Raw genomic sequence first — 17,286 nt, 5'->3', positions numbered from 1 at the left:
ATGCTGACTTATACTTACGACGAGCATATTATTAAAATTGATGAGATTGCAAACGAAGCTGATATTGAATTTAATATCTATATCCTGCAGGAAGAACGTTATTTGGAACAATTTAAGAAGGTGCAGCATTATTTCGATCATAACGACATTATTACAGATGTTTTGTTTTACGCCAATGTTAATCATCAATATCGGGTTATTGTACGAAGTGATTACTATACGGACTTTGTGCTGGAACTTATGAAACACCGGCTGCTGCAATCTGTTGAGTGGCAGTCCTAATGAAAGCAACAATCAATTAAGTGGAGCACTCCATTGTTGCGGGAGCTGCTCCGTTTTTTGTAGTTATTCGACAAGACGTCCCGTAAGTGAATGAATTTTTAGCGTAATCGAATCGTTCATTTGGTTGAAAGTAACCATATGTATAAGGGGGACTCCCTCGCGTGCAGGTAGATAACAGGACTGCACACTGGCTAATTTCCATGAATGAAGTGAAACGTAAGTTGAGGCAATCTTTATTGCTTTCTCCTGTGTCACAGCCGGATACATGGGACGTCCTAGCCGTTTTTTCTCTAAATCGGAATGAAGGCTTCCCTCGACCCGAAGGACCACCCCGGAACGATCAATCGTGATAACCAGTTGTTCTCCGCATACAGGTTTTTGAAAAAGAAGACGCTGTAAATATACCTTAAAATATGTGGGGTCGTCGTTATTGTCAATATTTATGATTTTCATATCTTCATTTACTCTTTTTAAGCCATATAGGGACTTTACCTTATTCAGAAAAGCATAAGAGATCCACCCGGGGGAATGTTTGGTCGGTGATGTCAATCGACCTGTCATCAGCTCCGGCGTATTAGTAGCCGCGTTCCATTGAACGTTTAAAGTGCTCCCGCTGTCTACATTTAGCTGATGAAGCAGTGATCGGTGTTTTTTAGAATTTTCTGTCTCTGAACCGGGCAATAGGTTAGAGCAGGAAATTATCGCTAAAAGCAGTATTTTATTAATGAGCACAGTAAACACCTCCTAGTATTCAGTTTCTCTAAAAAAACGGTTTTATATTCCTTGCCAGTTTATGAAAAGAGAATGGCCGAAACAACCTGAAGGAAGCAATCAAACGGATGCGCCCAAAAGCGATATATTTCATATTGGTGCTGTTTTCAGAATTATGCAGACAATAAGGGATACCCACTTTTACTTTGGATTTTATAAAACTTTTGAGTACAAGATATCCTATTAACCCATGGTCAATAAAACGCAAACGTTATTCGAAATTAATTGGCAATCTATTGAAAGCGGGTCAAAGATGTGAAGAAAATACATATTATTGGTTCAACAGGGAGCGGAAAAACATTTATATCTAGGCAAATGGCACTAAGGTTTGGTATTAGACATCATGATTTAGATAACATTGTATGGAGAAGAGACGAAATAGGCGGAAGATTACCTGAAGAAGCCAGAGATTTGCAATATTAATGAAATACTTAAAGGCGATTCATGGGTTTTAGAGGGAGTTTATCATAAGTGGATTAGGAATAGTTTAGAGTCTGCAGATTTAATAGTTTTTTTGGATCCCAATGTCTTTTTAAGAGACTATAGAATTATTATAAGATTTATCAGAACTAGATTAAAGTTAGAACCTTCGAATTATAAACAACGTTTAAAAGATCTTATTAAAATGATAAAATGGAATCATAAATTTGAAAGGGTAAATAAAGTTGAGATACTCAATATGCTGTTAATTTATAAAGAGAAGACTATTCTTATAAAAAATAATAAAGATCTTTTGAAAATATTTTCAGCTGAATAAGGAACTTCACAAAACGAAATATAAGAACGAAATAAGCGTCGATAAATTTATATTAAGGGGATCCCAATGAAACTTATTAATTTGGGCATGATTGGAAGCGGCCATGTAAGCAATCGATATTTTGACCAGGCAGCCCAATTAGAAGGAGTACGTTTTGTTGCAACCTGCTCAAAACATTTGGAAAATGCGGAGAAGAAGGCGTCTGCCTTTGGAGTCCCAAGATGGTACGACGACTATCGGGTCATGATGGACAGAGAGGAGCTTGATGCTGTAGTCGTCACCACACCCCATTCGATGCACACGGAGCCGGTGCTAGCTGCGCTGGAACGAGGGTTGAACGTTCTAAACGAGAAGCCAATGGCTACAACATTTGAGGATTGTAAACGTATGGTATCCCTTGCAGAGGAGAAGAGCATCATCTTCATGAGCTTACCGTTTGATTTAAATCCCGCTTTCCTGGCTGCATCCGAATATGTGGATGAGCGATACATCGGAAAGATAACAGGCGCCGAGGCACAACTTTCCCTTCCCGGACCATGGCGTGACAACTGGTACTACGATAAATCGATAGCCCATGGAGGTGCAGTGCTTGATTGTTTGGTATACCCGATTAGCCGACTTGTCGGTTTGATGGGACCGGCTATAAGCGTCATCGCAGAAGTAAACACATTGATTCCAAATCGTATTGTCGGTGATGGAAAACAAGTTTGTAGTGATGTGGATGACAATGTGACGATAATCGTCCAATTCGCCGGAGGACAACATGCCGTTATTCGTTCATTATGGGGGTTGTCGTTCAAGCAGAACAATACAATTATATATGGACGTAACGGGACCATAGGTCTAAATGACAGCGGGTATCCATTGGTTGTTCATACATTAGGACAGATTATACCCGATGCAGAGCAAGTCAATTGGCGTGGGATGGAGAGTTGTTATATCCCGCATGGAAAGATTTCGAACCAAAGAAATGAGAGTGTTATTGCCCATTTTGTTCACTGTGTCAGAACCGGCGAGCAACCCGTACAGACGTGTAAACAACAGCTGCACGTACACGAGATTATGTTCGGAGCATATCGATCTGCGGAATCCGGTCAACGTTTCCAATTAACGACTACCTTTACTCCTTGGGGTAAATTGGATCCACTCATTTTTGATACCCGTAGCAGTTTTATATAATAGGATACAGACTCTCACAACGGATTGATTGGAAGCTTTGACAGCCGCGGCGAGTCGTCGGAATCATCTGCAGGAGCTGGAAAGTTATGTTGGAATATTCGGAATTGTTTTCAGATTTTTATCTTGAAAATATTGGGAGTTTTATGTATGATTATTCTTAACTTAATACTGTGTGTGACTGGCGTAAACACGGAGAACCGTGAGGGAGCACACTGAAGCCGTACGCCTGGGCAAAGTATTTGATCAATGATCAAGTGCTTTTTTATTTATGAAACAGAAAGGTCAGGTGTCCAGGTGGCAGGGGAACAAGGAAGCTGAAAAATGACGCGGAATTTCTTTCATGGTTAAAGAAAGCAGGCGAAATGTGATTACGGGTGGTGGAGTGGCTACATCGATCGACCTGGGACTATACCTGATCGAATGCTTTACAGACGCAGAAACGGTTGAACAAATACAAAAGTCAATGGACTATCCATACTATCAGACAGGTAGGATTGATTCCGACTATATAGTTAATAGATGAGCTTAGCAATGCATTGAATACCAATTTGACAGGACACTGTTTGGTGTCCTATAATCTAGCCAGACAACTAATGGAGTCCTATTAGGCGCTATAGATGGGAAGTATGGTGAATATGAGCGAGAATAATCAACCGCGGGATATATATGATGCTGTTGCCGATCCGACTCGGCGCAAGCTGCTTAGCCTGTTGGCCGATGTTGAAGAAATGCCTCTTCATGAGCTAACGGTTCAGTTTCAAATGGGGCGGACTGCGGTTTCCAAGCATTTGGCGATTCTTAAAGATGCAGGCTTGGTCATTGATCGAAAAGTCGGAAGGGAAACGCGGTATCGGCTCAACGCCGCTCCGTTAAGAGAAATTCAAGATTGGGTATCGTTTTACGAGAAATTTTGGAATAGAAACTTTGTACGTTTAAAACAACTACTACAGGAGGAACAGCCATGACCCAATTGAAACAGGAGCTTTCATTGTAGTATGAATATTGAAGATCACATATCTCGCACTATACCCATTATAAACTGTTCTATCCATTCTTCAGCCTGCGCCGGGTCCATTCTTTTAAGAAATGATCCGCTATATTCGTCTGTACCCCACATATGTATGGTCAAGCTCTCATTAGCCGAACGCAGGTTTGTATTGAGATCGTTTTGAAACTTTTGATACTCATCTTTCATCGAACAGAAAACCTACATTTAAATCGCGGTCGCTCATCTTGGATAGGCATCGATAGAGGTTTTGTTATAATATCAGAATTTATATGTTTTCAGCGAAGCTGAACAATTCTGATATTGCAAGAAAAGCTACATCAAAAACAAAAATGTATCTTCGTCGGAAGGGCTTCGGTCTTATTAACCGGTTATCCACTTGGCTGCTACTATCAACCAAAAAATACAAGAGTAAAACCCAAGCAAAAATAAAACAACTTCAACGGTTTCATAGTAACGATAACATACGTAAACAGAAAAAGAAGCAAGAAAAAGAAACAGTAAGACCATACCTCTCATTCCTTTTCATCGAACTATGCCTTTAGGTCAATATCAGATTAGCATACAATCGTATCGTATCGACAAATATTTATGATATTCCGAATATTTTTTAGGTTCGAGGCTTACATTTGGAGAGTAATATAAAGTTATATCAATAAAATTTTGGATTGGAGGATGCATATGTCAAAAACCAGAGTGGGTGGCTATGTCAAAACAGGAATCAGTTTCGGCAGCGCTCTAGCTATGGTGATTTCATTCACAACCAATAAATCAGTCATTTGGGCAATAATTCACGGTTTATTCAGTTGGTTGTATGTGATATATTATGCGCTGGGCTTTGGCCGGTAACCTGTGGATTTTTTAAAATTATGGGATCAAGTTCTTGTCATACGCCAATGACAGGAACCTGATCCCATTTCCATTTTGTGACAAATAATCTACTTCCCGACGATCATTGCAGCGGTGGAACGGATAAAAAAATAAAGATTGTTGGTACCGGCTTAAATAGGACAGTGTAAATTGGGTACATTAGGTAAAGATAAAGGGGAAGGAAAATAATAGTTGAGGTAAGCTCCATGTCGATCTATTCTTGGCTAAAAAATACCCGCAAGAAGAAATTGTTGACGCCGCAAAAAACTTCAGATTCGGCAATCCCCGGATTAAACGGCCATGACCATGACGGGGAGCCTTCGGCCCAAATGGATGAGCGGTTACAGTGGTTTAAGCAGAAACTTCTCCAATGCTCCGACACGGTCATTCACACATTTATCGCAGGGCCGCAAATAAAGTGTACGCTTATTTATTTAAAGGGCATGGTCGATCGAAAAGTCATCCAGCAAGACGTGTTAAAGACTATAATTAACTTTGATTCATCGCTCAGCGCCGAAGCCTTTTCCAATCTAATTTTCGATCAACTGCATGTGCCTGTCGATAACGTGAAAGTACTTCATTCCATCGATAAGGCGTTGGCCGGTATTCTTGGCGGGAACGCCTTGCTGCTTGTGGACGGCGATGAAAGAATGCTTGAAATCGCAGTCACAGCCTTCGAAAAGAGATCGATCGAGGAAGCTCCGAATGAATCTGTAATCAGGGGCCCGCGAGAAGCTTTTATTGAAAATCTCGATGTCAATCTCAGCTTAATGCGTAGAAGGCTGCAAACCGAGTCCTTCAAATCGGAAGTCATGAAGATCGGTACCGAAACCCAAACGAAAGTAGTTGTTGCTTATTTGCAAGGGATATGTAAGCAGGAACTGGTGGATGAAATCAAGAAACGATTGTCGTCTATTGAATTCGATGGCGTTCTGGATACAGGCTACCTGGAGGAGTTTATTGAAGACAATCCATACTCGCCTTTTCCTCAAATCCAGTATACGGAAAGGCCTGACGTGGCCGTCGCTTCATTATTGGAAGGACGCGTCGCCGTAATTGTAGACGGATCGCCAAATGCCATTCTTGCACCGGTTACTTTCTTCATGTTCATGCAAGCGGCCGAAGATTATTACCAGCGCTATGTTGCGGCCAGCTGGATTCGCTGGATTCGCTACGTTTTTCTATTCGCTTCATTATTGCTGCCGTCCCTGTACATTGCGATCACGACGGTTCATCCGGAAGTGATTCCGGAAAGACTGCTCAGAACCATAGCGGCATCGAGGGAAATTGTGCCGTTCCCTGCTCTTGTGGAGGCATTCATTATGGAAATATTTTTTGAAGCGCTTCGTGAAGCTGCAGTTCGCATACCCAAATCGGTTGGACAAGCTGTATCAATCATAGGCGCCCTGATTATTGGTACGGCGGCCGTGCAGGCTGGAATTGTTTCTGCGGTGATGGTTATTATCGTATCGTTGACAGGCATTTCCTCTTTTATTATCCCGCATTTCGATCTTGGCCTTTCCTTTCGGCTGCTGCGCTTTCCGATGATGATTTTGGCAGGTACTTTCGGTTTGTTCGGAATTGTCTGCGGATTAATTTTGTTCTATTTGCATCTGATCGAATTGAGTTCCTTTGGGGTACCTTATCTGTCTCCCATTGCGCCGATGAGGTTTAGCGATCTTAAGGATATTTTGGTCAGGGCGCCCTGGTGGAGAATGAGAACCCGTCCCGGCCTATCCGGATCCAACAGGCAAAGACAACCCGTTTATTCGAGAAAATGGGCAAAACCCCCGGAGGAAGGAGATTAACTATGTCCTTGAAATGGTTCAGACGGTTCTTGATCCCTACAAGTGCCTGTCTCTTCCTATCTTTCCTTACCGGCTGTTGGTCAACCGTCGAATTAAATGACCAGGCTTTCGCCAAAATCATGCTTTTGGATAAGTCAGACGATGGAATCGAGATGACACTGGAGTTTCCCCTTCCAAACCAGATGGTTCCCAGTCAGGAGGGAGGCGGTGGCGGAGGGGGCGGGAAGTCCGGCAAACCGTTCGCTTACGTTACGAAAAGAGATCGTGATGTGGCCAAAGCTTACCGCGCCATTCAGGCGGATTTATCCCGGAAAATCTCTTTCGGACAATTGAGGATTATTGTGATTGGCAGAAAATTGGCGGAAGATGGAATTGGACAAGTGGTGGATTTCATTGCCCGCGAGCCCAAAATACACATTAATTCCAATGTATTCATCACGGAAGGAAAGCCGGTGGAGCTTGCGTCCATTCTTGTCGGATTTGAAAGATTCCCTACGGATATATTATCCGGCTACATAGAGGAGAAAGTGACGGTAGAGGTTACGGTGAAAGATCTTCTTATGGCGAATTACACCGGAGGGGACCTTGTAATCCCCATGCTCGTCTTCGGCAGAGAAGGCATAGTAAAGAAAAAGACGGATGAAAAGTGGATGGGAACGGATGGAGCAGCCATATTCAAAGACGGGAAAATGGTAAGTTTGCTGAATACGATGGAAATGAGGGGAGCTTTATGGATCCTTGGCAAATTAAAAAACGCCGAGGTCAACGTCCCTTCTCCAAGCGATGGAAAAAATGTCAGCTTCATGGTCACACAAGCAACGACCCGAATCAAACCGGAAGTAGAAGGCGATCCAACGATTCATATTCGATGTAAAGCGGAGGTAGATGTGCTTGCAAATGAATCCAATATTAATTTGGAGGATCCCGATCAACTGAAACTGCTTGAGCAAAGGCTTGGTAAAAAGCTGGAAGGTCGGATGGCACAAGCAATTGCCAAGTCCAAGAAAGCGAAGTCCGATGCATTCCAGTTCGGCAATTATGTTCGCTGGCGATTCCCCCAAAAATGGGAGGAAATCAAACCCGGCTGGAGAGAGCTATATGTCGATAAAGTGAACGTGAAAGAGCATGTCGATGTTTCCATCAAACGGTTGGGGGCGGTAAGGAAGGCGGAAGGGCAAAGACTTCTTTCCAACCAGGGTGAGCAGAGATGATGATCATCGCTATCTTGTTCGGCAGCTTGGCATATTTGGAATGGCGATACTTAAAGCGAAATAATCGGACACCGCGAACGATCCGGCTTGTAGCGGGAACCGCCGTCATATTGTTTCTGTGCGTGGAAATCATCTACTGGTTTCGGGAGCAATGGACGTTATCCGCGTTAATCGAAACGGTATTTGGTCCGATCCAGAAAATGATGAGTGCACGAAGTAAAGGAGAGTAGCCATTTGCAAAAAGTTACGCCCCTGCAGATCTACATGCTGTTTACACAGTTTCTTTATGCGACAACAGTAGGGTTTTATATTCGCCCGCTTGCCCGGGAGGCCGGCTTTTCAGCCTGGATTTCCGTCTTTTTGGGAAGTATTGCGGGTATGCTCCTTGTATATTTGACATATCGGCTTGCGGTGAAGAGGCCGACGCAATTTTTTGGACAATACGGGCAGGACATTATGGGGAAGCCGATTCACATTCTTCTTACCGTTATTATGGTTTTTTCCTTTTTGTTTTCCGCCTCCTATATTTTACGCGAATTGTTGGGATTAATGGCTGCATTTTATTTGCAGGGGACGCCAACATGGGCGGTTGCTGCATTGTTCGGAATTTGTATCGCCCGAGTGGTCAGGTCCGGAATCGGAACTATTTTTCGCGGCGCCCAGGGCCTTTTTTTCTTTAGTGTGATTTCAGCGATATCTATTCCTTTTTTGGTCAATAAAAAAATGAATGGGGACATGGCTATTGCCCTGCTGACCAATATCGATCCTCCGGGAATTTGGAACGGCACAATTCTGATGACCGCCTTATTCGGAGAAATGGTGGTCATTCTTTTCTTTTTCCCCCATTTTGCCCAAGTGAATAAAACAATGAAATCGTTGGGATGGGCGACTTTTACTTCAGTGATCATCACACTGTGCGGATTCGTTTCGATCCTGCTGCTCTTCGGGCCCGATTTAACGGCGAATCTCACTATGCCTACTCTTGAAATGATCCGGTATGTCAAGTTCGGTTCTTTTTTTCAAAATTTAGACCCTTTGCTGATTGTGTTTTGGCTGTACAGCATGTTTATTAAAATCAGTCTGTTTTTGTATACGGCTGTGATCGGATTGACTCACATTCTCGGTTTAAAGGATCATAAGCCTTTATCCACTTTAATGACGGCCGCGATGGTCATCTTGTCTTTGTACATGGTGAGATCGGTAGTGGAGCTGGATCATTTATTGCAGAACGGGGAATTGGCGTTTCTTTTAATTACGGAAATGATCCCGCTGCTTTATCTCATAGTAGATTGGATTCGTTCTTTTCGTATGCGACGACAAAGCGGCATCTCATGATTGAGCCGGTTGTCCTGACTTGTCCGCCGATCTGCAAGGAATGTTGCCACTCTCCACTCTATATTTAACGACTGTGACGATGCTGTATTCCATGAGATTTCAGTGCGCGGTACCGTGCAGGCCATAATTGTATATCTCCATGGGCTAACGGATACAGCGCAGCTCGATTTGCGCGTATTGAAACCGCTGCAGGAAGTTTGGAAAGAGGAGCCTCAGCTTGCAGACTTCAGGGATAATTTCGCCGTTTCCGATATTACCGAGGCAGCTTGCTTCAATGATCTTGTAGTGAAGATTACATCCGGCGAACCGGTATTGCTCGTTCAAGGTCACGCGATCGGGTATGCATTCGGTCTCTCCAAGTGGGAAAAACGCAGTCCGGAGGAATCGAAGGCGGAGTCCGTCGTGCGGGGAACGCGCGAGGGATTTACGGAAACGATCGGAACCAATATGGCCTTGCTGAGGCGGAGATTGAAAGAAAAACTATGTGGAGGCTTCGGTCATTTTTCCTTTAGTTGTTGGAACACACTGGTTATTCCCGATTTTTATGGCCGGCTTGCCTTTAATCCTATGGATGATAGCCTTATTGCGGCACAGATCCTTGAAAGTATAGCTCTGTAACAGGGAAGAATAGATGAAGCAGAGGGGTAAAAAAATAAGAAGCGGCAACCTTCAATTTAGGGTTTCCGCCTCTCTTTGCCAAATTTAACGCCTCCGTTCAAAAACCAAAACATTCCATCTGGACAACACAATCCGGAATCCGTTAGTCAGACAATTCTCGGCAAAAATCACACCGATATCTGCTAGAAACGCAACTGATAGAATACCATATAGACATGCAATTCCACTCATCACTCGGTAGAATGATTTATGAACGCTGCTATGAAGGAAATGCCGTCCGAAGACGGGGGAACGTGTCCTGCTATCTCATTTCCATTCCCGAACTCCGAAGTTTCATATCGTAACTAACTTGAATCTCCACTTTCGAAAAATCTTTTTTCCAATCAAGTTTCTTCCAGATGTCCGGATGATAGGAGCGGATTTTGCTGCCAAGCCCTAGTATATCCGCGTGATATTGCTTCTGGAGCTTTCCAATGACCACTTTCGCTTCTTTCTCCAAGTATTTTACGGCATCATTTTCGATTTTGAACATTTCTTCGCTTTTGAAAAGATTGGTACCGAACGTTTTTTCCAACAAATTTCCTTCGAGAAAAATTCGTGTTTTTACGACGACATGATCGTTGATGTATGAAATTTCGTTTCGGGACCTGATAAATTCGGTATTGATGGTAATCAATTGATCCGGTTTGTCCTGATATGGAAATGTAATGTTGCCTCCGTCTCTCCTTTCCCGAATCCGAAGCATTTGCCAAGCATCCTGGCCCGGAAGGACGCCGACCATTTTCACTCCCCGAAAAACGGCGATTCCTTCCCACCGGATATCGTCGCCCACCACTTGAATGTAATTCAAGTATGGATCGCGCGTTCTGGATGTCAGATCGATATAAAACTTTCCCAGGTTCATGTCCGGGATTCTGCCGGCTTTGGCTCCATTTTCAATCAGCGTCATCACGTATACGATCGGAATTTGCTCCAGATTAGGGCCTGCCTTCAGCAGCTCTCGGGCCTCGCCCTTGACGATCAAGGGCCAAAGCAAGCGGCGTAATTGCGGATCTCTGCGGAAAGGGTCGAATATATGGTTGACGCCTTCCCGGGCGGCTTCTTCTCCGATGGCGATAACCCGCGTATGTCCGTAAAACAGCTCCTGGTTCAAACGCTTCTGCAGGTTTTGAAATCCTTCGACTACCGTTTTTCCTTCCGAGCTCATAACCCGGACCGCTTGTTTGCCGCCGCCCGCCCTGCCGCCGCTGGCTCCGGCTATTTTAATCGGAATAGGAATCTGCACCGTAACGAGTAAATAGGATGGGTGCTTCTTCGATTTGTCGATGGCGATGCCGACGACGGAGGTGCGCTCCTCGATTTCGCGCCGATCCCAACAGCCGGTTACAAGAAGCTGCAAGCTGAGCAGGCAAACAATCAGAACAAATTTGAGCACAGGATGCCTGGATATCATTCTTTACCGCCCCCCAAGTTAATTTGCGGACTGGTCGCCGCTTGCGGGTTTTTACGCTTCGATCCTTTTTTTCGAATAACTGCCAGCACAAGTAGCACAGCAGGAATGATAAAGGCGATAGCGCCTCCAAAATACCCCATGTAATTGGAATATTGAAATAGTTTCGCCGTGTTGGGGGGGCGCAGCGCCAACCAGTAATATAAGGGAAGGTGGATGAACGCGATAAGCCGGTGCCCTTTAAGATGAAACATTTGTCTTACAAGCAGAGAGCTTACATAATAGGTATTGCCTACTGATGTGAATACGGCCGCAACCCACACGCCGAGGAAAGCGGATTCCACGCGCTCTAATATTAATCCCGGCACCTGGGTTGTTTTGACCAGCTCCAGGGTAGGCCATGCAAGCAAATCCAGCTCATCTACGCCAAATACGGCCGTGCCCGAGATGACAATCAAGGTGTAAACGATACCCGGAATCGCTATGCCCCAAAGATTGGCTTTCATAACTTTCTGAGTCGTATTGGCAAAAGCGAGAAACATGATCATAACCTCGAATCCGAGATAGGAGGTCGCCGACGATGCGACTCCCTTCAAAAAGTTGAACCAGCTTACGTTAAAAAGGGGAAATAAATTATCCCAATTTGCGCTCTGGTAAGAGGAGAGAGCGATAACCAGGACCGGGATGACAATGATGACAAACAAAATTTCATTGACTCGCGCAACTACTTCCACATCATACAAGGTAAGAACAAAGGAGACCAGCAGCATCGAAGCTATAATAACCTCTAGCGGCGTCTTCGGAAGAACGGTAGTTACGACCACTTCGCCGAATATTCTCGCAATGATGGCCGTGCTGAGCACCCAATAAATATAATACGGCACGAGGAACGGAAGGCTCAGTATCCAGCCTATGACCGGATGCTTGGAGCTTCCCATAATCGATGCGGTGTATTCGACCAGGCTTTGATACGGGAAACGTTTGGCGAGCACCGTAATAATATACATCGCCGCCATAGACAACAAAGCACCTATAATCGTCGCGATCCAACCGCTTTCCCGTGCAAAGTGGACCGAGCTGCGAGGGAGGGTGAGAACGCCTACGCCGATAATGGTGCTTGCTGTGAGCCAGGATGATTGACGTACGGTAATGGTGTTGGATGAATCGGTTTCCTGAACTCCATTATGCTTCAACGTTTTGTTCCTCCTTCTTCGGGCCCCATTCTATTCGCATCTTTCGGTTTAAAAATCTTCGGCCGTTTTGTCATCCAATGTAAAGGAACGCGGATGACCGTATCTTTCATGTCCGAGATTTTGCTTGGCGCTAGAGGAGATAAGTAGGGGACGCCGAACGATTTGAGCGAGCACAAATGAATGATGATCAATATCAGGAAAAGCATGATTCCGTACAGTCCGAACATCGCGGCGGCTATCATGACCGGGAATCTTAACATTCTTAATGCGATGGCGGCGCTGTAGCTTGGCGCTGCAAAGGAGCCAATCGTCGTCAAGGCTACGACAATAACCATGATCGGACTGACGATTCCGGCCTGGACCGCAGCTTGTCCTACCACCAACGCACCGACAATACCGATGGTCGGCCCGATAGGTCCGGGCAAGCGAACGCTGGCTTCCCGCAATATTTCCATCGTTACCTCCATTAGAAACGCTTCGACTATAGAGGGAAAAGGAACGGTGGACCGGCCTGCCGCCATGGCGATGACCAGTCTGGAAGGGATCATCTCCGGATGATAGGAGCTGAAGGCGATATACAGGGAAGGCAGCAGCAGCGCCATGGTCATGCTTAAAAACCGGATAAGGCGGATGAGAGTGCCTATGAGAAAACGTTCGTAATAATCCTCGGGACTATGGTAAAACTGGGAAAATACAGCCGGGGCAATAAGGCAGAACGGTGTGCCGTCGCATAATATGATCACTTTTCCTTCCAAAATATTGGAAGTGGCTTTATCCGGCCGTTCCGTATTTTGAATTAAAGGAAAGGGAGTCCAATGGGCATCCTCGATCAGCTGTTCGATATACCCGCTTTCCATAGCGGCGTCTATATCAATGGCTTCGATTCTTTGCATAACCGTGTTCACGATCTTCATGTTGGCTACGCCGTCCAGGTAAATAACGGCAATATCGGTGTTGCTTCGCCTTCCGACGGTCATATTTTTAATAACGAGCGCCGGATCCTTTAGACGAAGTCTTATTTGCGCCGTGTTGACTCTCAGCGTTTCCGTAAAACCGTTTCGCGGGCCGCGGACAACCGATTCGGTTCTCGGTTCCTCTACTCCCCGTTTTTCCCAGCCCTTGGTGCTTAATAGAAATGTAGTGCTGGTTCCATCCATGAGAAGCACGGAATCTCCCGACAAAATGCTGCGGATCGCCTTGTTCAACGTATTCGTTTCTCCAACCTCGTTTATAGGCAAGCCGTATTGCTTCAAGGAATCGAAAACATCGCTTGGCTGGAGAGATGAACCGGGCTCGTTGCCTTCTCGAGTGTTGAACATCGCAGCTTTTAAAATAAATTCATCGATAATGGGCGCATTGGTCAATCCGTCGATGTAAGCTAGCGCAGCGGCGTGTTGCGAATCTCCCCCGATATAAAAATGGCGAATGACAAGATCGTCGCTTTTGCCCAACGATTTTTTAAGCATTTGAACGTTAAGCTCCAGCTGGCCGCTGATTGCTATTTGCTCCATCTTTTCGAGCTTTTCATCCAATCTGGCTTCGTCCGGCATTTGTTTCTTTTTTTTCAGGAATGACAACGGATTACGGATACCTCTGAACATAAGCATACCCCTCCTTTCTTTAGAAATTCCCATTACAGTGAAATTTATGCAGGTTCGACTTCGATATATAGCATTTGTCCACAGCGAACCAGCGTGGTCGTGCGTATTTGTATTATGGTGATTATGACTGTCCATTTTTTACATAGTTATTCGTGAATTGGAAATGCTATCAAACGAGATGAGGGATCGGAGGTGTGCCGAACGTGAAAAAATGGCCGCTGTTTGGAAATGCTTCGCAAAATATAAAGACTCGACAGCTAATCGAGACAAATCGCTCAGATACGCCCTTAACGATAGAGGTGCTGAAACAGAGGTTTCAATATTGCGATGACATCGTTTTTCAGCCGTTGAACCGTGGATATGGTAAGGGAACGCTTGTTTTTTTGAAGGAAATAGCCTCTAATGAAGCTCTTTCAGAAGTTCAGGGGGTGCTGTTCGAACTGTTGTCGGAATCAGCGGCGAAACCGGATCCGACCCATCTGCTGAACGTATTAAGCACCCGGTTTTTGCTGGGCAAGGTTGCCGATGTCAAGGACGCCCGGACGGTAATCAGCGGCATTTTATCGGGCTGCGCCATTCTTCTTTTGGAAGAATGTCACTCCGTTTTTATGTTCCCGACAGCCAATAGCAACGGGAGATCCATCGCAGAGCCGAACACGGACCAAGTCGTACGCGGTCCACGGGAAGGGTTCGTCGAACGGATCGACACGAATATTTTGTTATTGCGGCGAAGAATACAATCTTCTTCCTTAAAAGTCCAATATTTGACGGTAGGCAAGCAATCGCATACCCGACTGGCTATCGTCTATGTTGAAGATATTGCCGAGGAAAGCATCGTTGAGGAAGTGCGCCGGCGTTTGACCGACATTAATATCGACGCCATCCTCGAAAGCAACTATATCGAAGAATTGATCGCGGACGGACCGTATTCTCCTTTCCCGACCATTTATAATTCCGAACGTCCGGATCGGGTTTGCGGAGACTTGCTGGAAGGCAAAGTCGCCATAGTAACGGACGGCACTCCGTTCGTATTGACTGTGCCGGCTCTTTTTGTAGAATTTTTTCAGTCGAACGAGGACTACTACGATAGCTTCTATACCGCTTCCATTATTCGACTCATCCGGGTATTCGGAGCTATCATCGCGATGCTGCTTCCAGCTTTTTATGTCGCCGTCACGACGATACATCAGGATGTCATGCAGACGCCTCTGCTCATTCGCGTGGCTGGCTCCAGAGAGGATCTGCCGTTCCCGGTTATGATAGAAGCGCTGTTCATGCAGCTAACCTTCGAGGTGGTGCGGGAAGCGGGGTTGCGCATGCCCAAAGCGGTCGGCAACGCCGTCACGATCGTCGGAACGCTCGTCATCGGTCAAGCCGCCGTACAAGCGGGATTGGTCGGGGCGCTGATGGTTATCGTCGTCGCTCTCACAGCCTTGACTACGTTCATCCTGCCGAATTACTCCTTTATGCAGGTGTTCCGTTACGGCAATTTCCCCATGCTCATATTGGCTGGACTTTTCGGTCTAATGGGCATTCTGGTCGGACTCATGCTACTTCTGGCGCATTTGTGCAGTCTTCGATCTTTCGGCGTTCCGTATTTGTCTCCGGTAACGCCTAGCGCCAAAGAAGGCTGGAAGGACGTGCTTATCCGTGCCCCCTGGTGGTCGATGAAAAAACGAAACCCTGTCTTGGCCGACAATAATTTGCAGCGAAGCAATAACGAGCCGCCTTTACCGCCCGAGCCGTAAAGGCGGCTCTAGATGGAGGTAATAGATGAACAAACGATTGCTCCGTACTCGTTCCTGCTCCGGCTTGTTATCCCTCTTGCTTATCATCAGTTTACTTACAGGCTGCTGGAGCAGCTACGAAATCAATAAATTGGCGATCATTACGATGCTCGGGATTGATCTTGACGCGTCCGGCAATTTTCATGTGAGTGCATTGATCGTTCAACCGGTGGTTTCCTCAGGAGGGATGCAGGGGACCGGACGTATGGAGCCTCCTGTGCTGGTAGCTACTTCAACCGGGAAAGGTCTGTACGATTCGATACGCAAACTATCGAGCGCCCTCCCTAAAAAAATATATTGGTCGCATCTGCAGGCGATTATTGTCGGGCAAGAGGCGGCAAAGGAGAAGATGGTGCCAGCCCTCGATATTATGCTGAGACAGCACGAGTTCCGCAACAATATAGAGTTGCTTGTCACCAAAGGAAAAGCGTCGGAAATTATTGCATTGAAGCCTAACCTGCAAGGAAGTATGGGGGCCGAAGTGCGCGGCATCATCAGATTGAGTCAAAAAACAGCGATGACGCTCGTCAACGATGTCGCGCATTTCGCTCAAGACATGTCCAGCGAGACGAGGGATCACATAACGGGTGAAATCAGCCCTTCCATAGAAAAAGGAGTGGAAATTCGGAAAAACAACGAGAAAACCCCCGCTGTGAGCATAAGAGGGGCGGCCGTTTTTAGACAGAACCGTTTTGCGGGCTGGATGAACAAGGAAGAAACCCGCGGCGTATTGTTTTTACTCGATAAAGTAAAAGGAGGAATCGTGGAGATCCCTTGCACGAAAAACGAAGCCGGTACGGTCAACCTGCAATTTACGAAGGTATTGTCACGGAAGTCGCCGAAAATCGTCAATGGAAGCCTGGAAATGGACGTAACGATCAACGCCAATGCGGAAATTGATGAAATCACTTGCCCTGGCATTCATTTGAATTCCAAGCAGATCGAAATATGGAACGGCTTGTTGGAGCAAGAAATAAGGAAGAATATTGATAAAGCGCTGCAAAAAGGCCAAAAGGAGTGGGGCGCCGATATTTTTCAATTCGGCGACGTCATCTACAAGAAATATCCCCGGGAATGGGACAGGCTAAAGCTTGACTGGAGAGAAGACGGCTTAAAAAACATGAAGGTTCATGTGAAAATCTCGGCTGCTATCGGACGTTACGGCTTGATTACGGACCCTCTGCAGACGGATGAGTCGAGGTGACCTATGCAACTGGTATTATGCACATTCGTTGTTATACTTGCAGCAGGTTCGGCAGGTACGCATTGCCGTCTTTTAATTCAAAACAAACAATTCAAAACGGTGCTTGCCCAAGCTCTCATTACCGCTCTGGCGGTAACAGGGGCTGTCGCCGTCATTTATCGCTTTCCCGTTCCATCTGTCGCAAAGATCATGTTATCGTTGATTCCCTGGTAGG

17 protein-coding genes and 1 riboswitch are annotated in these 17,286 nt (G+C 45.6%); of the genes, 13 read left to right on the top strand and 4 right to left on the bottom strand.

Annotated elements, in window-relative coordinates; translation table 11 throughout:
• Window positions 1-282, top strand: coding sequence for a hypothetical protein (locus E1757_RS10730; protein WP_133227642.1), 282 nt, complete (start codon window positions 1-3; stop codon window positions 280-282).
• Window positions 283-345: 63 nt separating this feature from the next.
• Here E1757_RS10730 and E1757_RS10725 read toward each other — a convergent pair whose 3' ends face one another.
• Window positions 346-1,014: a hypothetical protein gene (locus E1757_RS10725; RefSeq protein ID WP_133227640.1), complete on the bottom strand. Its 669-nt coding sequence runs from the start codon at window positions 1,012-1,014 to the stop codon at window positions 346-348.
• Between the two features lie 294 nt (window positions 1,015-1,308).
• Between E1757_RS10725 and E1757_RS10720 the strand changes: the two genes are divergently transcribed.
• From E1757_RS10720 to E1757_RS10685, 9 genes are all read left to right on the top strand, one after another.
• The gene (locus tag E1757_RS10720) at window positions 1,309-1,476 is read left to right on the top strand and encodes a P-loop NTPase family protein (protein WP_133227638.1); all 168 of its coding nucleotides are present in this window, start codon (window positions 1,309-1,311) and stop codon (window positions 1,474-1,476) included.
• A 400-nt stretch (window positions 1,477-1,876) separates the two neighbouring features.
• Window positions 1,877-2,989 carry a Gfo/Idh/MocA family protein gene (locus tag E1757_RS10715; RefSeq protein ID WP_133227636.1) on the top strand — a complete coding sequence of 371 codons (1,113 nt, stop codon included), beginning with the start codon at window positions 1,877-1,879 and terminating at the stop codon, window positions 2,987-2,989.
• 164 nt (window positions 2,990-3,153) lie between these two features.
• Window positions 3,154-3,228, top strand: a riboswitch (ZMP/ZTP riboswitch).
• Window positions 3,229-3,624: 396 nt separating this feature from the next.
• A complete protein-coding gene (locus E1757_RS10710; protein ID WP_133227634.1) occupies window positions 3,625-3,954 on the top strand; it encodes an ArsR/SmtB family transcription factor in 330 nt (109 codons plus the stop codon).
• Window positions 3,955-4,676: 722 nt separating this feature from the next.
• Window positions 4,677-4,844 carry a hypothetical protein gene (locus E1757_RS35740; protein WP_165972059.1) on the top strand — a complete coding sequence of 56 codons (168 nt, stop codon included), beginning with the start codon at window positions 4,677-4,679 and terminating at the stop codon, window positions 4,842-4,844.
• Window positions 4,845-5,194: 350 nt separating this feature from the next.
• The gene (locus E1757_RS10705) at window positions 5,195-6,673 is read left to right on the top strand and encodes a spore germination protein (protein ID WP_246079130.1); all 1,479 of its coding nucleotides are present in this window, start codon (window positions 5,195-5,197) and stop codon (window positions 6,671-6,673) included.
• Complete coding sequence (locus E1757_RS10700) at window positions 6,643-7,884, top strand: Ger(x)C family spore germination protein (protein ID WP_342774559.1); 1,242 nt, start codon at window positions 6,643-6,645, stop codon at window positions 7,882-7,884. Before E1757_RS10705 ends, E1757_RS10700 begins: the two co-directional genes overlap by 31 nt.
• A complete protein-coding gene (locus E1757_RS10695) occupies window positions 7,881-8,114 on the top strand; it encodes a hypothetical protein (RefSeq protein ID WP_133227628.1) in 234 nt (77 codons plus the stop codon). The genes E1757_RS10700 and E1757_RS10695 overlap by 4 nt, the downstream gene beginning before the upstream one ends.
• Before the next feature lie 4 nt (window positions 8,115-8,118).
• The gene (locus E1757_RS10690) at window positions 8,119-9,219 is read left to right on the top strand and encodes a GerAB/ArcD/ProY family transporter (protein ID WP_133227626.1); all 1,101 of its coding nucleotides are present in this window, start codon (window positions 8,119-8,121) and stop codon (window positions 9,217-9,219) included.
• A 60-nt stretch (window positions 9,220-9,279) separates the two neighbouring features.
• Window positions 9,280-9,837 carry a spore germination protein gene (locus tag E1757_RS10685; RefSeq protein ID WP_133227624.1) on the top strand — a complete coding sequence of 186 codons (558 nt, stop codon included), beginning with the start codon at window positions 9,280-9,282 and terminating at the stop codon, window positions 9,835-9,837.
• A gap of 301 nt (window positions 9,838-10,138) precedes the next feature.
• On the opposite strand, the gene E1757_RS10680 is transcribed toward E1757_RS10685, so the two are convergent.
• From E1757_RS10680 to E1757_RS10670, 3 genes are read right to left on the bottom strand one after another with little or no spacing between them, the layout of a single operon-like run.
• Window positions 10,139-11,290 (bottom strand): Ger(x)C family spore germination protein, encoded by a 1,152-nt coding sequence (locus tag E1757_RS10680; protein ID WP_133227622.1) that lies wholly within the window; start codon window positions 11,288-11,290, stop codon window positions 10,139-10,141.
• Window positions 11,287-12,480 (bottom strand): GerAB/ArcD/ProY family transporter, encoded by a 1,194-nt coding sequence (locus E1757_RS10675; protein WP_133227620.1) that lies wholly within the window; start codon window positions 12,478-12,480, stop codon window positions 11,287-11,289. Before E1757_RS10675 ends, E1757_RS10680 begins: the two co-directional genes overlap by 4 nt.
• Window positions 12,477-14,081 carry a spore germination protein gene (locus tag E1757_RS10670; RefSeq protein ID WP_425464835.1) on the bottom strand — a complete coding sequence of 535 codons (1,605 nt, stop codon included), beginning with the start codon at window positions 14,079-14,081 and terminating at the stop codon, window positions 12,477-12,479. The genes E1757_RS10675 and E1757_RS10670 overlap by 4 nt, the downstream gene beginning before the upstream one ends.
• 194 nt (window positions 14,082-14,275) lie before the next feature.
• Between E1757_RS10670 and E1757_RS10665 the strand changes: the two genes are divergently transcribed.
• The 3 genes from E1757_RS10665 to E1757_RS10655 are packed head-to-tail and all read left to right on the top strand — an operon-like array spanning window position 14,276 to window position 17,285.
• Complete coding sequence (locus tag E1757_RS10665) at window positions 14,276-15,829, top strand: spore germination protein (RefSeq protein ID WP_342774557.1); 1,554 nt, start codon at window positions 14,276-14,278, stop codon at window positions 15,827-15,829.
• Window positions 15,830-15,854: 25 nt separating this feature from the next.
• A complete protein-coding gene (locus E1757_RS10660) occupies window positions 15,855-17,072 on the top strand; it encodes a Ger(x)C family spore germination protein (protein WP_133227614.1) in 1,218 nt (405 codons plus the stop codon).
• 3 nt (window positions 17,073-17,075) lie between these two features.
• Complete coding sequence (locus E1757_RS10655) at window positions 17,076-17,285, top strand: hypothetical protein (RefSeq protein WP_133227612.1); 210 nt, start codon at window positions 17,076-17,078, stop codon at window positions 17,283-17,285.
• Window position 17,286 lies beyond the last annotated feature (1 nt).

It is taken from the genome of Paenibacillus piri (assembly GCF_004354045.1).
Classification (GTDB): domain Bacteria; phylum Bacillota; class Bacilli; order Paenibacillales; family NBRC-103111; genus Paenibacillus_S; species Paenibacillus_S piri.
This window is presented reverse-complemented; position numbering and strand designations above follow the sequence as displayed.